The organism is Streptomyces sp. JL2001, assembly GCF_050917515.1.
Taxonomy (GTDB): domain Bacteria; phylum Actinomycetota; class Actinomycetes; order Streptomycetales; family Streptomycetaceae; genus Streptomyces.
Map to the genome: position 1 here is coordinate 1824234 of NZ_CP169421.1, position 18305 is coordinate 1842538.

14 protein-coding genes are annotated in these 18305 nt (G+C 73.4%); 5 read left to right on the plus strand and 9 right to left on the minus strand.

The features are described 5' to 3' along the window. The first annotated feature begins 45 nt into the window (after window positions 1-45). Window positions 46-876 (plus strand): alpha/beta fold hydrolase, encoded by an 831-nt coding sequence (locus tag ACE1OA_RS07950; RefSeq protein ID WP_384870994.1) that lies wholly within the window; start codon window positions 46-48, stop codon window positions 874-876. A 60-nt stretch (window positions 877-936) separates the two neighbouring features. On the opposite strand, the gene ACE1OA_RS07955 is transcribed toward ACE1OA_RS07950, so the two are convergent. From ACE1OA_RS07955 to ACE1OA_RS07970, 4 genes are all read right to left on the minus strand, one after another. Continuing rightward, entirely contained in the window at window positions 937-1659 is a 723-nt protein-coding gene (locus ACE1OA_RS07955; protein ID WP_356608346.1) for a 3'-5' exonuclease, read from the minus strand. A gap of 77 nt (window positions 1660-1736) precedes the next feature. Then, a complete protein-coding gene (locus tag ACE1OA_RS07960) occupies window positions 1737-2987 on the minus strand; it encodes an SAV2148 family HEPN domain-containing protein (RefSeq protein WP_356608344.1) in 1251 nt (416 codons plus the stop codon). Between the two features lie 101 nt (window positions 2988-3088). Next, on the minus strand, window positions 3089-4387 hold the full coding sequence (locus ACE1OA_RS07965) for a copper amine oxidase (protein WP_386543976.1): 1299 nt from the start codon (window positions 4385-4387) through the stop codon (window positions 3089-3091). Window positions 4388-4442: 55 nt separating this feature from the next. Beyond that, a complete protein-coding gene (locus tag ACE1OA_RS07970) occupies window positions 4443-5282 on the minus strand; it encodes a Tat pathway signal sequence domain protein (RefSeq protein ID WP_432752546.1) in 840 nt (279 codons plus the stop codon). Window positions 5283-5429: 147 nt separating this feature from the next. Here ACE1OA_RS07970 and glgX point away from each other — a divergent pair, with 147 nt between their 5' ends. Further along, window positions 5430-7550, plus strand: coding sequence for a glycogen debranching protein GlgX (glgX, locus tag ACE1OA_RS07975; protein WP_356608339.1), 2121 nt, complete (start codon window positions 5430-5432; stop codon window positions 7548-7550). Window positions 7551-7617: 67 nt separating this feature from the next. Here the strand turns inward: glgX and ACE1OA_RS07980 are convergent, their stop codons facing one another. After that, complete coding sequence (locus tag ACE1OA_RS07980; protein ID WP_384871036.1) at window positions 7618-8931, minus strand: MFS transporter; 1314 nt, start codon at window positions 8929-8931, stop codon at window positions 7618-7620. 90 nt (window positions 8932-9021) lie between these two features. Here ACE1OA_RS07980 and treY point away from each other — a divergent pair, with 90 nt between their 5' ends. Beyond that, window positions 9022-11382, plus strand: coding sequence for a malto-oligosyltrehalose synthase (gene treY / locus ACE1OA_RS07985; protein ID WP_384870999.1), 2361 nt, complete (start codon window positions 9022-9024; stop codon window positions 11380-11382). On the opposite strand, the gene ACE1OA_RS07990 is transcribed toward treY, so the two are convergent. Both ACE1OA_RS07990 and ACE1OA_RS07995 read right to left on the minus strand, forming a co-directional pair. Further along, window positions 11339-12400, minus strand: coding sequence for a cytochrome P450 (locus ACE1OA_RS07990; RefSeq protein WP_432752547.1), 1062 nt, complete (start codon window positions 12398-12400; stop codon window positions 11339-11341). The two genes, treY and ACE1OA_RS07990, sit on opposite strands and share 44 nt — an antisense overlap. A gap of 158 nt (window positions 12401-12558) precedes the next feature. After that, window positions 12559-13131 carry a DUF1707 and FHA domain-containing protein gene (locus ACE1OA_RS07995; RefSeq protein WP_356608333.1) on the minus strand — a complete coding sequence of 191 codons (573 nt, stop codon included), beginning with the start codon at window positions 13129-13131 and terminating at the stop codon, window positions 12559-12561. A 123-nt stretch (window positions 13132-13254) separates the two neighbouring features. Here ACE1OA_RS07995 and ACE1OA_RS08000 point away from each other — a divergent pair, with 123 nt between their 5' ends. Together ACE1OA_RS08000 and treZ are read left to right on the plus strand one after the other, a co-directional pair. Then, window positions 13255-14244 carry a GNAT family N-acetyltransferase gene (locus ACE1OA_RS08000; RefSeq protein WP_386543969.1) on the plus strand — a complete coding sequence of 330 codons (990 nt, stop codon included), beginning with the start codon at window positions 13255-13257 and terminating at the stop codon, window positions 14242-14244. A 51-nt stretch (window positions 14245-14295) separates the two neighbouring features. Further along, entirely contained in the window at window positions 14296-16047 is a 1752-nt protein-coding gene (treZ, locus tag ACE1OA_RS08005; RefSeq protein WP_356779223.1) for a malto-oligosyltrehalose trehalohydrolase, read from the plus strand. Window positions 16048-16131: 84 nt separating this feature from the next. On the opposite strand, the gene ACE1OA_RS08010 is transcribed toward treZ, so the two are convergent. Together ACE1OA_RS08010 and ACE1OA_RS08015 are read right to left on the minus strand one after the other, a co-directional pair. Continuing rightward, window positions 16132-17265, minus strand: a complete 1134-nt coding sequence (locus ACE1OA_RS08010; protein WP_384871005.1) for an aminopeptidase P family protein — start codon at window positions 17263-17265, stop codon at window positions 16132-16134. Window positions 17266-17322: 57 nt separating this feature from the next. After that, a complete protein-coding gene (locus tag ACE1OA_RS08015; RefSeq protein ID WP_384871007.1) occupies window positions 17323-18282 on the minus strand; it encodes a hypothetical protein in 960 nt (319 codons plus the stop codon). Window positions 18283-18305: the final 23 nt, after the last annotated feature.

An 18305-nucleotide genomic window follows, 5' to 3' on the forward strand; every position in this document is an offset into this window, starting at 1 on the left:
CATGATCCCCGGGACCGATCCTCCATGTCCGAACGGGGTGTTGTGATGCGCGTGGAACTGTCCGGGGTGACCCTCGACGTCGAGGTGAGCGGCGAGGGGCCGGCCGTGCTCCTGGTCCACGGCTTCCCTGACACGCACCACCTCTGGCGTCACCAGGTACCGGCCCTGACCGCCGCCGGGTACACGTGCGTCGCTCCCACGCTCCGCGGCTTCGGCGCCTCGGACCGGCCCGAGGGCGGACCGGAGGCGTACGCCCCGGCGCGGTCGGTCGGCGACCTCCTGGAGCTGCTGGACCGGCTGGGGATCGACCGGGCCCATCTGGTGGGCCACGACTGGGGTTCGGGCATGGTGCAGGGGCTGGCCGTGGCCGCGCCCCAGCGGGCCGCCTCGCTGAGCATCCTGTCGGTGGGCCACCTCTCGGCGGTCCGGGACGCCGGCTGGGAGCAGAAGCAGCGGTCCTGGTACCTGCTGCTGTTCCAGCTGGCGGGCCTCGCGGAGGACTGGCTGTCGCGTGACGACTTCGCCCGGCTGCGGGAGATGCTGGCCGAGCACCCCGAGGCCGGGGCGGTCATCGAGCCGCTGCGGGCGCCGGGCGCGCTCACCGCCGCGCTGAACGTCTACCGGGCGGGGCTGCCGCCCGAGGCGCAGTTCGGCCCCGACGAACCGGCCTTCGCGCTGCCCGGCCCCGTGATGGGCGTCTGGAGCACCGGCGACCGTTTCATGACGGAGGCGTCGATGGCCGGCACCGCCAAGCACGTCGACGGCACCTGGCGCTACGAGCGGATCGAGGACGCGGGCCACTGGCTGCCGCTGGAGAGGCCGGAGCAGGTCAACACGCTGCTCCTCGACTTCCTGTCCGAGAACCCGGTCGGCTGAGTCCGGTCCGGTCCGCCGACCCGCCACCGCGGCCGCCCCGCGGGGCTGCCGGCGCGGGTGTCAGTGGGACACCGGGGCGAGATCCCGCAGCGGCCAGGCCGGGTCGACGACCGCGTCGGGGTTCCCCTTGCGGCGCAGGAAGTCCTGGAAGTCCTCGGCCCAGGCGCGGTACCAGCCGATCTGGCGCTCGTGCAGTTCGGCCGGTGTCAGCGCGGCGACGGCCGGGTGCCGCTCGGCTATCGCGACGGCCACCCGCACGGCGGCCAACGCGTCGGCGGCGGCCTGGTGGGCCGTCTCCAGGACGACTCCGTACTCGCCGCAGACCGCTTCCAGGGTCCGCTTGCCGCGGCGGTAGCGGTCGACCGCCCGGTCGATGGTGTACGGGTCGACGACCGGTCCGGTGGCGGCGCCGCCGAGCCGGTCGGCGAGCGAGGGCAGCGAGTGCCGCCGCAGCTCGGCCGAGAGCAGGGTGAGGTCGAAGGCGGCGTTGTAGGCCACGACGGGCACGCCCTGGGCCCAGTACCCGGTCAGGGTCTCGGCGATCTCGTCGGCGACCTCGCGCACCGGGCGCCCCTCGGCCGCCGCGCGTTCACTGCTGATGCCGTGGATCGCGGACGCCTGCGCCGGGATGCGGATGCCCGGATCGGCGAGCCAGTCCCGCTGCCTCACCACCCGTCCGCCGTGGACCCCGACGATCGAGGCCGTCACGATCCGTGCCTCCAGCGGTTCGGTGCCGGTGGTCTCCAGGTCGAAACCGACCAGCGCTTCCCCATGCCAAGCCATCGGGCCTCCTTACGTGATCTCCCCCGTGGTGCTGCTCACCCTCCCACGGGCCACTGACACCGCCCGTGGCCCGCGGCTCAGGAGACCGGCCGGGAGTCGAGCCAGACGGACTCGAACTCCTCCCGGTACGTCTCGAAAAGTCCGTGTTCGCCGTCGCGCACCGGCTGGCCGGAACGCACCAGGTTGCGCCCGCCGCCGCGCAGCACCAGCACCGGCGCCTCCATCCCCCGCGCCCGCCGCAGATAGGACTGGACGACCGCGAGGCCGTCCGGGCCGTCGCCGTCGACCAGGTACGCGGTGAAGCGCGGCGTCTCGTCGAAGACGTGGATCTGGAAGGCGCCCGGGTCCCGCAGCCGCGAGCGGACCCGCCGCATGTGGAGGATGTTCATCTCCACCGAGCGGCTCAGCTCGCCCTTCTTGAGGCCGAGTTCGCGCTCGCGGCGTTTGACGGCGCTGCTGGCCGGGTTCAGGAAGAGCAGCCGGATCCGGCAGCCGGATTCGGCCAGTCTCACCAGGCGCCGCCCGGAGAAGTTCTGGACGAGCAGGTTCAGGCCTATCCCGGTGGCGTCGAGGCGCCGTGCCCCGCCGAAGAGGTCCTCGGCGGGCAGCTGCCGCTGCAGGCGCACCCGGTCGGGGTGGACGGAGACCACGTCGGCGTACCGGTCGCCGACCAGGTCCTCGACGGCGTCCACGGGCAGCCGGTCGGCGGACGGCACCCCCGCCCCGCTCCCGAGGATCTCCAGGAGCCGGGCGGAGGCCCGCTCCGACTGGGCCAGCACGGTCAGCGACAGCGCCCGGTTGCGGGAGACGACGTTGCGCGTCACCTCCAGCTCGTCCAGGGCGAGCTCCACCTCGCGCCGGTCGTCGAAGTACGGCTCGAAGCACGGCCAGTGCTGCACCATCAGCTCCCGCAGCTGCGGGAGCGTGAGGAAGCTCAGGACGTTGTCGTCGGCCGGGTCGAGGAGGTAGCCCTTGCGCCGCGAGACCTCGCGCACGGCCACGGCGCGCTGCACCCACTCCTGACCCGCCGGCCCGGCCGCGGCCACCACCCAGTCGTCGCCGTGGACGGGCTCGTACACCGGCCGCAGCACGGCCGCCACGACGGCCCGCAGCCGCTGCTCGACGAGATTCAGCCAGATGTAGGCGCGGCCGGCCCGCTGGGCCCGGGTCCGCACCTCGCTCCAGGCCTCGGCCCCCCAGTCGAGCTCCGCGCCGATCTCCATCGGCCGGGCGACGGACACCGCTCCGGGCGGCGCTTCCCCGGGGTCGGGGGAACTCCCCTCGTGACCCGCGTCACCTGGGGGCAGCTCCAGACCTCCCGAGCTCACCCACGCACCGCCTTCTGCTCCTGGACGCCCCGTCTGACAAAGATCAACGAAGGGTACTCCGGGAACGGAAGGCGGTGCAGCAGGATCGGCAGGCTGCTTGCTCAACTCCCCTGGCTCGGAGCGCCGTTCTGGTCGGCGAGATCGGCCGGAGTGAGCGGATTCATAGCGGTTACGTCCCTGGGTGCCAGGTGGAAGCCCTGCCAGTGGACCGGCATCGGCTGCTGGTCCTCGTCCCGTGCGATGTGGTGGAACCCGATGTTGACCCACACGGCCGGGTCGGTCAGCGTCTCGCCGTTGACCCACTTGTCCACGCTGTCGGGCGCGTTGCGTCCGCAGTCGAGGATGTTGTTGCTCGCGAACTGCTCGCAGGCCCGGTTCTGGGTGAAGAAGATGTCGTGCTTGGTGAAGCCGCGGCCGGCGTGCGTGTTGGAGGGGCCCGGCACGATCTCGTACGAACGGGCGTGCCCGTCCTTGTTCTTGCCGGTCGCGCTCACCACTCGCCACCAGCGCATGTTCCTGGCGTCGCCGGCCAGTTCCTTGGTGACCGCCGTGCGGGTGGTCTTCACCTTGGGACCGCCGCCCCCGCTCGGCGCGGTCACCTTGGAGTCGTACTGCTCGATCCGGTCCTTGACGGCGCCGTCGAGGCCGAAGTCGAGCCGCCAGAAGACGTTGTGGGCGTGGCTGGTGGCGTAGGAGCGCGCGCCGGGGCCGATCGGCCAGCCGCGGCCGTCGGTCCCGTTGTAGTCGCCGGGGGCGAGGCTGCCGGTGGCGCCGACGTTGGCGGCGACGGTGCCGTCGGAGGAGAACCGCCACTCGGTGATGTACTCGTACCAGGCGACCTTGTTGACGGTGTAGACGAGCAGGTCCTTGCCCTGTGCCTGCCAGACCTTGGTGCCCTCGTCGTTGGCCATCCGGTAGGCGTGGCCGCGCGCCCTGGTGGTGGTGCAGAGGCCGTTGACCTTGCCCATCTCCGGCACCTTCACGGAGGTGATGGTGCCGCCGGGGCACTCGCCCGGCTTGAGGTTCTGCAGGCCCCAGCCGAAGCCGGCACCGGTCAGGTCGTCGTACTCGGCGTTGCCGTCGTCGTACGGCACGTGGATCTGGGCGAGCTTGGCGCTCGTCAGCACGCGTATCGGGGCGCTCTCGCCCTTGGGCTGGTAGGTGACCTTGTCGAGGATCAGGCCGGAGTCGGTGCTGTAGCGCCAGCACATGCGCCAGGTGGTGCCGCCGTCGAGCTTCTGCTCGATGCGGTACGCGGCGGAGCAGTCGGGGCGCGGTGCCGGCGGCGCCGCGGTGGCGGCGCTCACGGGGCCGGCCGCGGCGGTGGCGGTGCCGAGGAGGGCGGCCGCGGCGAGGACGGCGCCCTGCCTGCGGGCACGCGAAGACGAACGGATGTGCATGAAGACGAACTCCCTCGTACGGAAGTGCGGAAGATGTGGTCGTCGGCGCCGGTGGTCAGCCGACGCGGGTCACGGTCCGGGCACTGAGGTCGACGATCAGGTTGCGGGTGTCGATCCAGGAGCCGTTGAGGATCTTGGTGACGAGCCGGACGCAGCGGTGCTCGCCGCACGTGGACAGGGCCGCGGGGACGTTCGCCTCGCGGTACGTGCGGTAGACGTCGCCGTTGAACCAGAGCTGCTCCGTCGAGGTCAGCTCCTTGCCCGTGGCGTCCTTGTAGTCCTCCTTGACGCCCTTGCCCAGCGGGCTCTTCAGGATCAGCTCCAGGGCCTCCCGCAGTTCCTCTGGATGTGCCGAGGGCTGGACCCCGCGCTGCGCGGCCGTCGCCTCGACCTTGCCCGTGTCGAGGTTGACGGTGCTCGTGATCAGCTCGTCGCGCCCGTAGTCGTAGAACCGGACCTCGGCGCGGCGCGGCTGCGTGGCGGCGCTCGCGTCCGCGGGCAGCGGGTCGGCCAGTTCGGTGGCCAGATGCTGGGGCCCTCGGGCCCCCTCGACGTCACGCCGGGCGGTCCGGGCGGGCGGGGTCAGCGCCAGCTCCTCGGCCCTGCGCAGTTCGTCGTCGGTGAGCGGGTCGGTGCCCACTCCCTTCGCCCCTTCGGGCGGCGCGGTGGCCAGGGTCGCGGGCTCCGGCGCCGTTCCGGCGGAGCCCCCCTCCCCCGCGGTCGATCCGGGCGCCGCGGACGCGGCCGGACGGCCGTTCGCGGTGCCGCTGCCTGCCGTGTCGTCCGCGCCGGCGGTCCCCGGGAGCGTGATCCCGACCATGACGGCCGTCCCGGTCACGGCCATGGCGGCGCCCGCCACCACCTTCCCCAGGTGGCGGCGCACTATTCCGTGCACTTTTCCCCCACTCTTCTCAGAGTCTCCCCGATTTCTCTGCGGTCACCCGGTAGGACGGGCCGAAGTCCTAGGAGGTTGCCCTACTTTCGGGCAGGATCTGGCCGAAGTACCCCCCAACACCCGGATCAGAATGGAAGAGTCTTATCTATGCAGGTCTGGCCGGGACAGGCGTATCCCCTGGGCGCCACCTACGACGGCGCCGGAACGAATTTCGCGGTCTTCTCGGAGGCCGCGCACCGCATCGAGCTGTGTCTGCTCCACGACGACGGCTCGGAGACGGCGGTGGAGCTGCGCGAGACGGACGCCTTCGTCCGCCATGCCTATCTGCCGGGAGTGATGCCCGGTCAGCGGTACGGGTTCCGGGTCCACGGACCCTACGCACCCGAGCACGGGCAGCGCTGCAACGCGGCGAAGCTCCTCCTCGACCCCTACGCCCGCGCGGTCTCGGGCCGGGTCGAGTGGGGCGAGGCGGTGTACGGCTACCACTTCGGGAAGCCCGACTCGCGCAACGACCTCGACTCGGCGCCGCACACGATGACGTCGGTCGTGGTCAACCCGTACTTCGACTGGGGTGACGACCGCCGGCCCCGGACCGACTACCACCGGACGGTGATCTACGAGGCCCACGTGAAGGGCCTGACCATGCTCCACCCCGAGCTGCCGGAGGAGTTGCGGGGCACCTACGCCGGACTCGCGCATCCGTCGGTCATCGGGCACCTGAAGGAACTGGGCGTCACGGCGCTGGAGTTGATGCCGGTCCACCAGTTCGTCAACGACCACCGGCTGGTCGACGCCGGGCTGTCGAACTACTGGGGTTACAACACCATCGGCTTCTTCGCCCCGCACAACGCCTACGCCTCCTGGGGCGACCGCGGCCAGCAGGTGCTGGAGTTCAAGTCGGCGGTGCGGGCGCTGCACCAGGCGGGCATCGAGGTCATCCTCGACGTGGTCTACAACCACACCGCCGAGGGCAACCACCTGGGCCCCACGCTCTCCTTCCGCGGCCTGGACAACCCGTCGTACTACCGGCTCACCGACGATCCCCGGTACTACATGGACACCACCGGCACCGGGAACTCACTCCTGATGCGGTCCCCGCACGTACTCCAGATGATCATGGACAGTCTGCGGTACTGGGTGACGGAGATGCACGTCGACGGCTTCCGCTTCGACCTGGCGGCCACCCTGGCCCGGCAGTTCCACGAGGTGGACCGGCTGTCGTCCTTCTTCGACCTGGTGCAGCAGGACCCGGTCGTCAGCCAGGTCAAGCTGATCGCCGAGCCCTGGGACGTCGGCGAGGGCGGCTACCAGGTGGGCAACTTCCCCCCGCTGTGGACCGAGTGGAACGGCAAGTACCGCGACTGCGTCCGGGACCTGTGGCGCGGCGAGCCCCGCACGCTGGCCGAGTTCGCCTCCCGGCTGACCGGCTCGTCCGACCTCTACCAGGACGACGGCCGCCGTCCGCTCGCCTCGGTGAACTTCGTGACCTGCCACGACGGCTTCACGCTGCGCGACCTGGTCTCGTACAACAGCAAGCACAACGAGGCCAACGGCGAGGGCAACCGGGACGGCGAGAGTCACAACCGGTCCTGGAACTGCGGCGAGGAGGGCGACACCGAGGACATCGGCATCCGCGAACTGCGGGCCCGCCAGATGCGGAACTTCCTGGCCACGCTGATGCTCTCGCAGGGCGTGCCGATGCTCAGTCACGGCGACGAGTTCGGCCGCACCCAGGGCGGCAACAACAACGCCTACTGCCAGGACAACGAGGTCGCGTGGGTGCGCTGGCCGGATCCGGACAGCGAGGAGGACGGCACGCTGCTCGCCTTCACCCGGGCGATGGTGCGGCTGCGCCGCGACCATCCGGTCCTGCGGCGTCGCCGCTTCTTCCACGGCCGGCCGGTCGAGGGCACCCACGACGAGCTGACGGACATCGCGTGGTTCACCCCCGAGGGCGAGGAGATGACGTCCCAGGACTGGCAGGCCGCGCACGCCCAGGCGCTGTCGGTCTTCCTCAACGGCAACGCGATCTCCGAGCCCGGCCCACAGGGGGAACGGATCGCCGACGACTCCTTCCTGCTGATGTTCAACGTGTCGTCGCAGGAGCTGGAGTTCGAGGTCCCGGTCAACCACGGGCAGACGTGGCGGGTCGTCGTCGACACCTCCCACCCTGAGGGCATCCCTCCGCTGGAGGGCCCGAAGGTGGCGGCCGGCGAGCGGGTGACGCTGGCGCCGCTCAGCCTGACGGTGCTCCAGCGGCCCGCCTGAGGACCGTCCGGACAGGACCCGGGTGCCCTCCCTCCCGGGGACCCGGGCTCCGCGGCCGGTCCCCTGGTCAGGCGCGGCGCGCCGGCCGCGGGCCGGCCGGAAGCGGGCGCCGCGCCGGTGCCAGGGGGTCGACGACCCAGGACAGGGCCGCGCACAGGGCGGCCGCGGCGACCGCCACCGCGAAGGCGGCGGGCGCCCCGTGGCCGTCGGCCAGGCGGCCCGAGAGCGCCAGGGCGAGCGCCTGGCCCCCGACGATCCCGCTCGTCAGGAAGGCCATCGACTCGGCGAGCCGGGCGCTCGGGACGGTCCGCTCGGTGAGGCCGAAGACCGTGATGAGGTGCGGCGCGTAGGCGGCGCCCAGGAGGGTCACCACCGCGTACAGCGCGCCGAGCGAGTCGACGAGGAGCAGGGGCACGGAGAGGACGACCAGCCCGGCGGTGGCCGCGCGCCAGCGCGTGGCCGGTCCGATCCGCGCGGGCACCGCGGTCATGGAGAAGCCGACCGCGGCGCTCATCACGCCCATCGCGGCGTAGACGAGCCCGGCCTGGGCGGGCGCCCCGAGTTCCTCGGTGAAGGCGGTGATGCCGGCCTGCGAGGCGCCGAACATGGCCCCCTGGAGCGTCATCGCGATCCGCAGGACGTAGGCCGACCGCGGCAGCCGTCCCCGTTCGGCGGCGCCCGTAAGGGTGGTACCCCGGGGGAGCGACCGTGCGACGGCGTCCGTGGGTGCGCCGGGAGGCGTCCGGCCCTCCGGGGCCGAGGGCGGGACGGCCGGTGCCGGGCGGCCCCGCGCGGCCTCTGCCGACGGGTGCAGCGCGAAGGCCGTCCCGAAGACGGCGAGCAGCCCGGCGGCCACGAGCAGGGCCGCCGCCGGATGCGCGAACGCGGCCGCGAGCCCGACGAGCGCCGGCCCGAGCACGAACGAGACCTCGTCGAGGGTTCCCTCGAAGGAGAGCACCGCGCCCACGAGCCGGTCGTCCGCGCCGGCGCCCCGGGCCAGGGCCACGGAGCGGGTCCGGGCGAGCGGTCCGGCCTGCGGGACCGTCGTGCCGGCCAGAGCGCCCAGCAGCACCAGCCAGCCGGTCCCCACGTGCGCGAGCGCGGCGAGGACCAGCGCCGCGACGGCCACCGCGTTGGCGGCGGAGGCCACGAGCACCACCCGGCGCTGCCCGCGCCGGTCGGCGAGCCGCCCGATGACGGGTCCGGCGCACGTCTGCCCCGCCGCGAGCGCGCCGCCCGCCAGGCCCGCCGTCGTCAGGGAGCCGCTCGTCCCGGCGACGAGGAGCAGACTGCCGAGCTGACACATGGCGGTCGGCAGCCGGGCGAGGAACGAGACCACCGGCAGCGCCGGTCCGAGCAGGCCGAGAGTGTCGCGATACATCCGGAGCATCGGCCGAACGTAACGCGATGCACACGAACGGACGCATGGGGCGATGACACAGAAGGGGTCCAGCGGGGTACGTACGTTCGCATGACGCCCTCGCCCCTCGCTCCGACGGTCCCCACCGCCACCTACCGGCTGCAGCTCCAGCCGGAGTTCCCGTTCGCGGCCGCCGAGCGGGCCGTCCCGTATCTCGCCGGCCTCGGAGTCTCGCACCTGCACCTGTCGCCGGTCCTGGAGGCCGTGCCCGGCTCCGGTCACGGCTACGACGTCACCGACCACCGGGCCGTCCGGGCGGAGCTGGGCGGCGAGGAGGGCCTTCGGGCGCTCGCCGCCACCGCCCGCAGCCACGGACTCGGTCTCGTCGTCGACCTGGTGCCCAACCACATGGCCGCCTCGCCGCGGCACAACCACGCGCTGTGGGAGGTGCTCCGCGAGGGTCCCCGATCCCCGTACGCCCGCTGGTTCGACGTGGACTGGGAGGCGGAGGACGGGCGGATCCTGCTGCCCGTGCTGCCGGACCGGCTGCCGGAGGTACGGGAGCGGTTCGTGGTGGCGGACGGGGTGCTGCGTCTCGACGGCCAGGAGTTCCCGCTGCGCGAGGGGACGGCGGACCTGCCGCTGGACGAGCTGCTCGACGCGCAGTGGTACCGGCTGTCGTGGTGGCGACTGGCCCGTACGGAGCTCAACTACCGCCGGTTCTTCACGATCTCGGACCTGATCGGGGTGCGGGTGGAGGAACCCGAGGTCTTCGAGGCGACCCACGCGAAGATCGTGGAGCTGGTGCGGGACGGGGTCATCGAGGGTCTGCGGATCGACCATCCGGACGGGCTGGCCGACCCGCTGGGCTATCTGGAGCGGCTGCGGGAGGCGACGGACGGCCGGTGCTGGACGGTCGTGGAGAAGATCCTCACCGGCACCGAACCGCTGCCCGCGGACTGGCCCGTCGCCGGCACCACCGGCTACGACGCGCTGCGCCATGTGGACGGGCTCTTCACGGACCCCGTGGGCGCGGACGAACTGCTGGACGTCTACCGCCAGTTCGCGGGGCGGGCCGGCGACCGCGGAGGCTACTGGGAGGCGACCGCGCGCCGCGCGGCGTACAAGGTCGTGACGCACGAGCTGGCCGCCGAGACGGCCGTGCTGACCCGGATGGCGGGGCGGCTCTGCGCGGCCGACCCGGAGCTGCGCGACCACGCGCCGTGGGCGCTGCTGACGGCGATCCGCGAACTCCTGGTCCGGGTCCCCGTCTACCGCACCTACGGAACCGGTGGCGAGGAGGTGCTGACTCCGGAGGCGGCTCGCGGGGCGAAGGCCGCGTTCGCCGTCGCGGAGGAGGCCTCGGCGGTCGACACGGTGCGGGACCTGGCGCTCGGCCGGCGCGGGGACGGTCCCGGGCACCGGGCGTTCCGGGCGCGGTTCGAGCAGACGTCGTCCGCGCTGCGCGCCAAGTCCGTCGAGGACACGGCGTTCTACCGCTACACCCCGCTGCTGTCGGCGAACGAGGTGGGTGGGGATCCGGGCCGGCCGGCGATCACGCCCGAGGAGTTCCACGCGTACTGCCTGCGGCTGGCCCGGGACTGGCCCGCCACCGGGACGGTGCTGACCACGCACGACACCAAGCGCAGCGCGGACGTCCGGGCGGGCATCGCGGTGCTGTCCCAGTGCCCGGGCGTGTGGGCGGAGTTGCTGGAGGAGGTGGCGGGGGTGCCGGCGCCCGATCCGCATCTGGCGTGGACGGCGTGGCAGACCGCGTTCGGCTTCGGCTCGGCGGACGCGGCCCGGCTCGGCCCCGCGGTGCTCAAGTCGGTACGGGAGGCGGGGCTGCACACCAGCTGGACCGAGCCCGATCCGGCCTACGAGCGGGCGGTGAGCGACTTCGTGGCGGCGGGCCCCGGCCGGATCCCGCTGCGGGCGGCGTCGGAGACGGCCTTCGCCCTGGAACCGCACATCCGCGCCGCGATGCTGGGCGCGGCCCTGGTCCAGCTGACGATGCCGGGCGTGCCGGAGCTCTACCAGGGCACCGAGCGGGAGTACCGGGCCCTGGTGGACCCGGACAACCGGGAGCCGTTCGCGGTGGGCACGGACGACGACAAGACCACGCTGGTCCGGGCGGCACTGGGGCTGCGCCGCCGGCACCCGGAGCTGTTCGGCGCCTCGGGCACGTACACCCCGCTGACCGCGGCCGGGCCGGGGGCGCCGCACTGTCTCGCCTTCGCCCGCTCCGGCGAGGTGGTCACGGCCGTCACGCGGCTGCCCCTGCGGCTCGCCGAGTCGGGTGGCTGGCAGGACACGGAGCTGATGCTCCCGCCGGGCCGCTGGTTCGATCTCCTCGACGGGGTGCGGGAGTTCGCCGGTGGCACGGTGAAGGTGGCGGAGCTGCTGGCGGAGCGTCCGGTGGCGCTGCTCAGCCGCCGGGCCGTACGAGAAGGCTCCGCGGGGCTCGGGTGATGAGACCGGTGCGCTCGGGCCGGAAGCCGTCGACGAGGCGCAGCCGCGGCATGGCGTCGAGGAGGGCCCGCAGGGCGTACTCGGCCTCCAGTCCGGCCAGCGCGACCGCCGGGCAGAAGCCGGTGCCGTAGGTGAGCTGGCCGGGGTCGTCGCGCCGGGGGTCGTAGCGGTCGGCCTCCCGGAAGCGCTCCGGGTCGCGGCCGGCGGCCCCGATGAGCAGGGCGACCGGCTCCCCGGCGGGGATCGTGCCGCCGGTGACCGGCACGTCGGCGCCGGTCCGGCGGACCGCGATCTGCACGGGCGGGTCGCGGCGCAGCGATTCGGTCCAGGCCCGGGTGAAGGGGCTCGTTGGTCCCGTGGGGGCGTCCCGGAGCTCCGCCAGCCGGTCGGGGTCGGCGAGCACGTTGGCGAGGAACGAGGCCAGCGCCTTCTCCCGGACGGCGATCTGGGCGGTGCACTGGCCGGCGAGCGCGGAGGCGGCCCGGCCGCGCACCAGCCGCATCATGTCGCGGTACGGCACCCCGACGGCGGCGGCGACCGTGCCGGCGGGCAGCCAGTGGCAGAAGTCGGCGACCAGGTCGGCCTGGGGGCGGTCGGCGATCCGGCGGGCGAGGACGTGGGCCGTGCGCTCGGCGACGGCCCGCAGCTCCTCCACGTCGACGTCGACGTGGGTGTCGGCGCAGGGTGGGTCGCCGGGCCGGTGGCCGTGCGTGAAGCGGGCGTCGGTGAGGGCGGTGGCCACGTCGGCGTACCGGCTCAGCACCCAGGCGCGCAGCAACGGGTCGTAGGTGAGGGGGAACTGCTCCCGCAGGACCTGGTGGACGCGATGCGGGTCGCGGGTGGCTCCGGGGTCGAGGAGGCTGGGCGCGACGGTCCGGCTCCGCCGCTGCCCGGCAGCGGGCGTCACGGCACCGGCCCGGCCCGCGAGGGGGGCCGTGCGGCGCGTCCTGGCGCGTGCCATGGGAGGGAGGCCCGTCCAGTTGTCCTGCCGTATGCCCGGGGTCGCTTCCTCGCGCATCGTGCCCCCTGTCGGTCCGATGTGGGTCTCCCCACCCCACCACCAGGCCGGCCCCGCCGCAGCTCGCATACCGCCGAACGGGTTAAAAGTGCCGGGAGGGAAGGGTCCAACGGTGGGGCCGGTCACGGCCGCCCCCTCACGGCCGCCCGGTCACCGGCTCAGTGCGGAGAGAGCCGGAACGACATCTGGCCGAAGGCGACCATGTCCCCGGGCCGGACGGCGACCGCTCCCGTCACCCGGCGCCCGTTGACGGTGGTGCCGTTCGTCGAGCCGAGGTCGCGCAGCACCCACATACCGCCCTGCAGGGAGAGTTCGGCGTGCAGCCGCGAGACCGTCTCGTGGCTGAGCCGCAGGCCGTTGACCGGATCCCGGCCGATCCGCAGCGGATGGGGGCCCGGTTGGGGCAGCAGCAGCTTCGGCAGCCGCTCCGCCCGCCACGCGCGCCCGACCTTGGCCGTGAACGCCGACATCCGCTCGACCGCGCCCACCACGCGGCGGGTCCACGGCCCCTCGGACTCCAGGTCGGCGGTCAGCAGCGCGAGTTCGTCGGGGCGGCGGGCGACGAGCACGCGCTCCATGCGGTAGAGGAACGTGTCGTGCGAGAGACGGCCCTTCGCGGCGCCCTCGCGGAGGAGCTCCAGCGCGCGGTCCCGCTCGGCGTCGGAGACGCGGACGGAGACGGGGACCGGGACGGGGCCGGAGTGCGTGGGGAACTCGAACGGGGTGCTCACATTCGCGATTGTCGGTCCGACCGGTAGGCAGTGTCCAGAAGACCCCGGACGGGAAACTCCGCACCCCTCCGACCAAGATCGTTGTACGGTCTGCGCACTCGACTCCCTGGAGGGAAACACCACGTGCCCACGACCCCGACCGGGCCGGACCTCGGCCTCACGCTCCGCCCGCTCACCGGACCGGAGGAGCTCGGACTCTTCCGCCGCCTCGACTACGTCCTCGACCACGAACTGGAGGGCGACCTCGCCGACGGCCTCCGCCGGCCGGAATGGATGTGGGTGGCGCTCCGCGACGACCGGGTCCTGGCCAGGCTCGCCTGGTGGACGAGCAAGGAGGGCGGCGAGCCGCAGGCCCTCGACTTCTTCGACCTCGACCCCGCCCTCCCCGCCGAGGAGCGCGCCGACATCGGCCTGCGGCTGCTGGAGACCGCCACCGCCGCCGTGGTGCCGGAGGGCGTGCCGCGCCCCGAGTACGGCCGATTCCTGCCGCCGGACTGGCGCGAGGTTGCCGAGACCCGCGAGCAGTTGGAGACCCTGTTCGCCGTGCTGGAGCGCGCCGGGGCCCGGCCGCTCGTCGAGCGGCTCCGCCTGGAGTGGCGCGCGGGCACGGCGGTACCCGAGCCGAGGGGCCGGCTGGCCTTCCGGCCCGTGCGGGACCGCGAGGACCTGGTCGCGCTCATGGTCCAGGTCCTGGAAGGGACGCTCGACGCACACGGCCGGGCCGAACTGGCGTCCGGCATGTCGGCCCGCGAGTCGGCCGAGCTGCAGTACGACGAGGAGTTCGCCGGGTACACCTCGCCCCGGGAGTGGTGGCAGGTGGCGGAGCTTCCGGAGACCGGCGAGCCCGTCGGCTTCGTCGTCCCGGCCAGGAACAACTACCACCACAACATCGCCTACATCGGTGTGCTCCCGGCCCACCGGGGCAACGGCTACGTCGACGACATCCTGGTCGAGGGCACCCGCGTCCTGGCCGGCCACGACGTGCCGCGGATCCGGGCGGCGACCGACCTCGGGAACGTGCCGATGGCGCGTTCCTTCGCGCGGGCGGGTTACGTGACCTTCGAGCGGGCGATCAATTACGTGTGGGACGCGCCGGGCGCCACGGGGTCCTGACTGCCAGGATGGACGCCGTAGCCGTTGGTCCATCGACGAGGGGATCGGCCAGTGCTGTTCGAGGTGTGGGCCCCCGCGGCCCGTGACCGGGTGACGCTGGAGCTGAACGGCACCGCCCACCCGATGGAACGGGACGCGGAGCGGGCCGGCTGGTGGACCTGCGTGGCGGCGGCCGGTGACGGCGACCGGTACGGCTTCGCCCTGGACGGCGGGCACGTCCTGCCCGACCCGCGCTCCCGCCGGCAGCCCGACGGCCCGGACGGCCTGAGCGCGGTCGTCGACCACGACGCGTACGTCTGGTTCAACGAGGCGCCGAAGCTGCGGCTGCGGGCCGCGGTGCTGTACGAACTGCACGTCGGGACCTTCACCCCGGACGGCACCCTGGACGGGGCCCGCGACCGTCTCGGGGAGCTGGCCGGGCTCGGCATCACCCATGTGGAGCTGATGCCCCTGTGCCCGTTCCCGGGCCGGTGGGGCTGGGGGTACGACGGGGTGGCGCCCTGGGCGGTGCACGAGCCGTACGGCGGCCCGGCCGCGCTCAAACGCTTCGTCGACACGGCGCACGGGCTCGGGATGGGCGTGGTCCTCGACGTCGTCCACAACCATCTCGGCCCGTCCGGCAACCATCTGCCGTCCTTCGGGCCGTACTTCACCGACACCCACCACACGCCCTGGGGCGCGGCGGTGAACCTCGACGCGCCGGGTTCGGACGAGGTCCGCGCGTACCTGCTGGGCAGCGCGCTGGGCTGGCTGCGGGACTACCGGATCGACGGGCTGCGCCTGGACGCGGTGCACGCGCTGGTGGACAACCGGGCGCTGACCTTCCTGGAGGAGCTGTCGGAGGCGGTCGACGAACTGGCGCGCGAACAGGGGCGGCAGCACTTCCTCGTCGCCGAGTCCGACCAGGCCGATCCGCGCACCACCACCCCGCGGGTGGCGGGCGGCCTCGGACTCCACGCGCAGTGGAACGACGACTTCCACCACGCCCTCCACGTGGTCCTGACCGGCGAGTCCCAGGGGTACTACGCCGACTTCGCGCGCGCCCCGCTGGCCGCGCTCGCCAAGACCCTGCGGCAGGTCTTCTTCCACGACGGCACGTACTCCAGTTTCCGGGGCCGCCACCACGGCCGCCCGGTGGACCGGGTGCGCACCCCCGCGCACCGCTTCCTGGGCTACGCCCAGACCCACGACCAGATCGGCAACCGGGCGCTGGGCGACCGGCTCTCGGCGACCCTCTCCCCCGGGCTGCTGGCCTGCGCGGCCGCGCTGGTGCTGACCGGCCCGTCCGTCCCGATGCTGTTCATGGGCGAGGAGTGGGGCGCCGGAACACCCTGGCAGTACTTCACCGACCACACGGATCCGGAGCTCGCGGAGGCCGTACGGCGGGGCCGGCGGCGGGAGTTCGCGGCGCACGGCTGGGCGGAGGAGGAGGTCCCGGACCCGCAGGACCCGGCCACCCGGGACCGCTCCGTGCTGGACCGCGGTGAGCGCGAACGGGCGCCGCACAACCGCCTGCTGGCCTGGCACCGGGAGCTCGTCGCGCTGCGCCGCACGCTGCCGGACCTGACCGACCCCGACCTGGCCGCGGTCCGCGTGGCCTTCGACGAGGAGGCCCGGTGGCTGGCCTTCCGCCGCGGGGTGCTGCGGGTCGCGGTCAACCTGGGCAAGGAGCCGGTGGACATCCCGATCGGCTCCAACGGCCGCGACCGGGTCCTGGCGTCCTGGGAGCCGGTCGAGGCGCCCGGTGCGGACGGGGTGCTGCGACTCCCGGCGGAGTGCGCCGTGATCCTGACGGACGGCTGAGGGCGACGCCGGCACGCCCGAGCGCCCGGCCCCCCGGGCGGGGTACCGGGCGCTCGGGCGCGACCGCTGCCGGACCCCGGCGGTCTACTCGACGATCGCCATCTCGTGCGGGGTGTTGTTGAAGCGGCGGCCCGAGCCGTCCTCCGTCGCCGTCACGATGTCCTCGATGCGGACCCCGAAGCGGCCCGGCAGGTAGATCCCCGGCTCGATCGAGAAGCACATGCCGGGCACGACCGGCCGCTCCTCGCCCTCGATCATGTACGGCGGTTCGTGGGTGGTGACCCCGATGCCGTGACCGGTGCGGTGGATGAAGTACTCGCCGTAGCCCGCGTCCGTGATCACCTTGCGGGCCGCCCGGTCCACGTCCTGGCAGGCCACGCCCGGCCGGACGGCCTCGAAACCGGCCTGCTGCGCCTCGCGCACGATGTCGTGGACGCGCTGCTCCTCGGCCGTCGGCTCGCCGACGTGGACGGTCCGGGTGGTGTCGGAGCCGTAGCCGTGCTTGAGGCCGCCGAAGTCGAGGACCACCATGTCCCCGCGCTCGATGACCCGCTCCCCCGCCTCGTGGTGCGGATTGGCCCCGTTGGGACCGGAGCCGACGACGGTGAAGTCGACCTGGGAGTGGCCGAAGCGCGTCAGCAGCGCGGCGAGGTCGGCGGCCACCTCGGTCTCGCGGCGGCCGGCGAAGCGGACCTTGAGGATCTCGCCGTACGCCTGGTCGGCGGCGGCGCCGGCCGCCGCTACCCGGGCCAGCTCGTGGGAGTCCTTCACGGCCCGCAGCATCGGCAGCACGTCGGTGAGCGACACGTAGGAGGTGCCCGGCAGCTGCTTCTGCAGGCCGAGGAGGTGCATGGCCCAGGCGTTGTCGCTGACGCCGAACCGGCCGTCGACGTCGAGGAGCGGCGCGGTGACCTCGTACGGGTCCTTGCCGTCGGTCCAGTCCCGCAGGGTGAGCGCGGCGGCGCCGGCGGCCTTCTCGGCGTCGGGGGCCTCCAGCGTCGGCACGACGAGGACCGGGTCCTGGCCGACGGCCAGGACGAGGACGGTGAGCCGTTCGGTGATCGCGGTCGGCTGGTAGCCGGTGAGGTACACCAGGTCGGGGCCGGGGGCGACCAGCACTCCGGCGAGCCCGGCGTCCGCCGCGGACCCGACGGCCCGTTCCATGCGGGCGCGGTAGTCGTCGGCGGTGAAGGGGGCGGGTGCGGACGTGCTCGGCATGGGGTCTCCTTCTCGACGTACAGCATCCTGCCTGTCGCGGTGCGCCGCCGCGACCGCTCAGAGTTGCTCGGGGTCCTGGGTGATGAGGCGTTCCAGCAGCTCCTGGAAGTCCTCGCCGACGACGATCCGCAGTTCGCCGCCGTCCTCGTCGTGTTCGCTGAGCTGGGTGAGCCGGCCGTGCCGCCACCAGAAGACGTACGGGCTGATCGCCCCCGGCGTGTCCTCGTATCCGGACGCGGCGAACGACGCCATCGCGCCCAGCGCGGGGACGATCGTGGTGTCCCGGATGGGGTGGAAGGCCAACTGGTGCCGGAACGGCATCGCGACCAGCGCGCCGTGCTCGCCCAGCGGCTCCCCGGTGACCCGCCGGACGACGGCGTCCAGGTCCAGGACGCGGCTCGCGGTGTAGAACGAGTCGCCGAGGATCACCTCGAAGCACATGCCGTCGGCGTCCCGCACGGTCTCATGCCCCTCGACGGGCAGGGCGCGCAGATTGGCCAGCGCCCGTTCGCGCAGCCGCCGGACGTCGCCGAGCGGCTCCAGCGCCTCGTCGGTGAGCATCATGACGCTCTCCGGCAGGTCGAGGGCGAGGATCTCGTACAGGCCCGGCGCGACGGTCCGGGCGTATCCGAAGGTCGACGGGTCGATGCCGTCGCCGCTGACGACGCGGGGGTAGAGCTGGGAGCGGATCTGTTCGGGCGGCAGGGTGTCGAGTGCCGACGGTTCCTCCATGGTCCGGAGCACCAGACCGACATGACGGCGGATCAGTTCGGGCCAGACGCGTGGTCCGCGGCGGTCGTTGTGGCAGACGGCGGCGAGGTTCCCGAGCCCGAACCGCCGTCCGCCGTCGTCGGTCACCACGTCGGCGTACACCGTGACTTCGAGGCCGAGCTCGGCGAAGGACTCCCTGACGCGGCTCCGGAAGAGGGCGGCCTCCCGGACTGAGAAGTAGCTGAACTCGGGGTCGCGGGGCGCGTCATCGCCGTCCCGCCTGGGTCCTCGCCGGAACAAGCCCACGTATGCCCGCCTTCCGTCGCCGC

What these genes read in the sequence shown, in the direction of transcription:
- ACE1OA_RS07950 (WP_384870994.1), top strand. Translation starts at nt 46, where the DNA reads ATGCGCGTGGAACTGTCCGGGGTGACCCTCGACGTCGAGGTGAGCGGC.
- ACE1OA_RS07955 (WP_356608346.1), bottom strand. Translation starts at nt 1,659, where the DNA reads ATGGCTTGGCATGGGGAAGCGCTGGTCGGTTTCGACCTGGAGACCACC.
- ACE1OA_RS07965 (WP_386543976.1), bottom strand. Translation starts at nt 4,387, where the DNA reads ATGCACATCCGTTCGTCTTCGCGTGCCCGCAGGCAGGGCGCCGTCCTC.
- glgX (WP_356608339.1), top strand. Translation starts at nt 5,430, where the DNA reads ATGCAGGTCTGGCCGGGACAGGCGTATCCCCTGGGCGCCACCTACGAC.
- ACE1OA_RS07980 (WP_384871036.1), bottom strand. Translation starts at nt 8,931, where the DNA reads ATGTATCGCGACACTCTCGGCCTGCTCGGACCGGCGCTGCCGGTGGTC.
- treY (WP_384870999.1), top strand. Translation starts at nt 9,022, where the DNA reads ATGACGCCCTCGCCCCTCGCTCCGACGGTCCCCACCGCCACCTACCGG.
- ACE1OA_RS07990 (WP_432752547.1), bottom strand. Translation starts at nt 12,400, where the DNA reads ATGCGCGAGGAAGCGACCCCGGGCATACGGCAGGACAACTGGACGGGC.
- ACE1OA_RS08010 (WP_384871005.1), bottom strand. Translation starts at nt 17,265, where the DNA reads ATGCCGAGCACGTCCGCACCCGCCCCCTTCACCGCCGACGACTACCGC.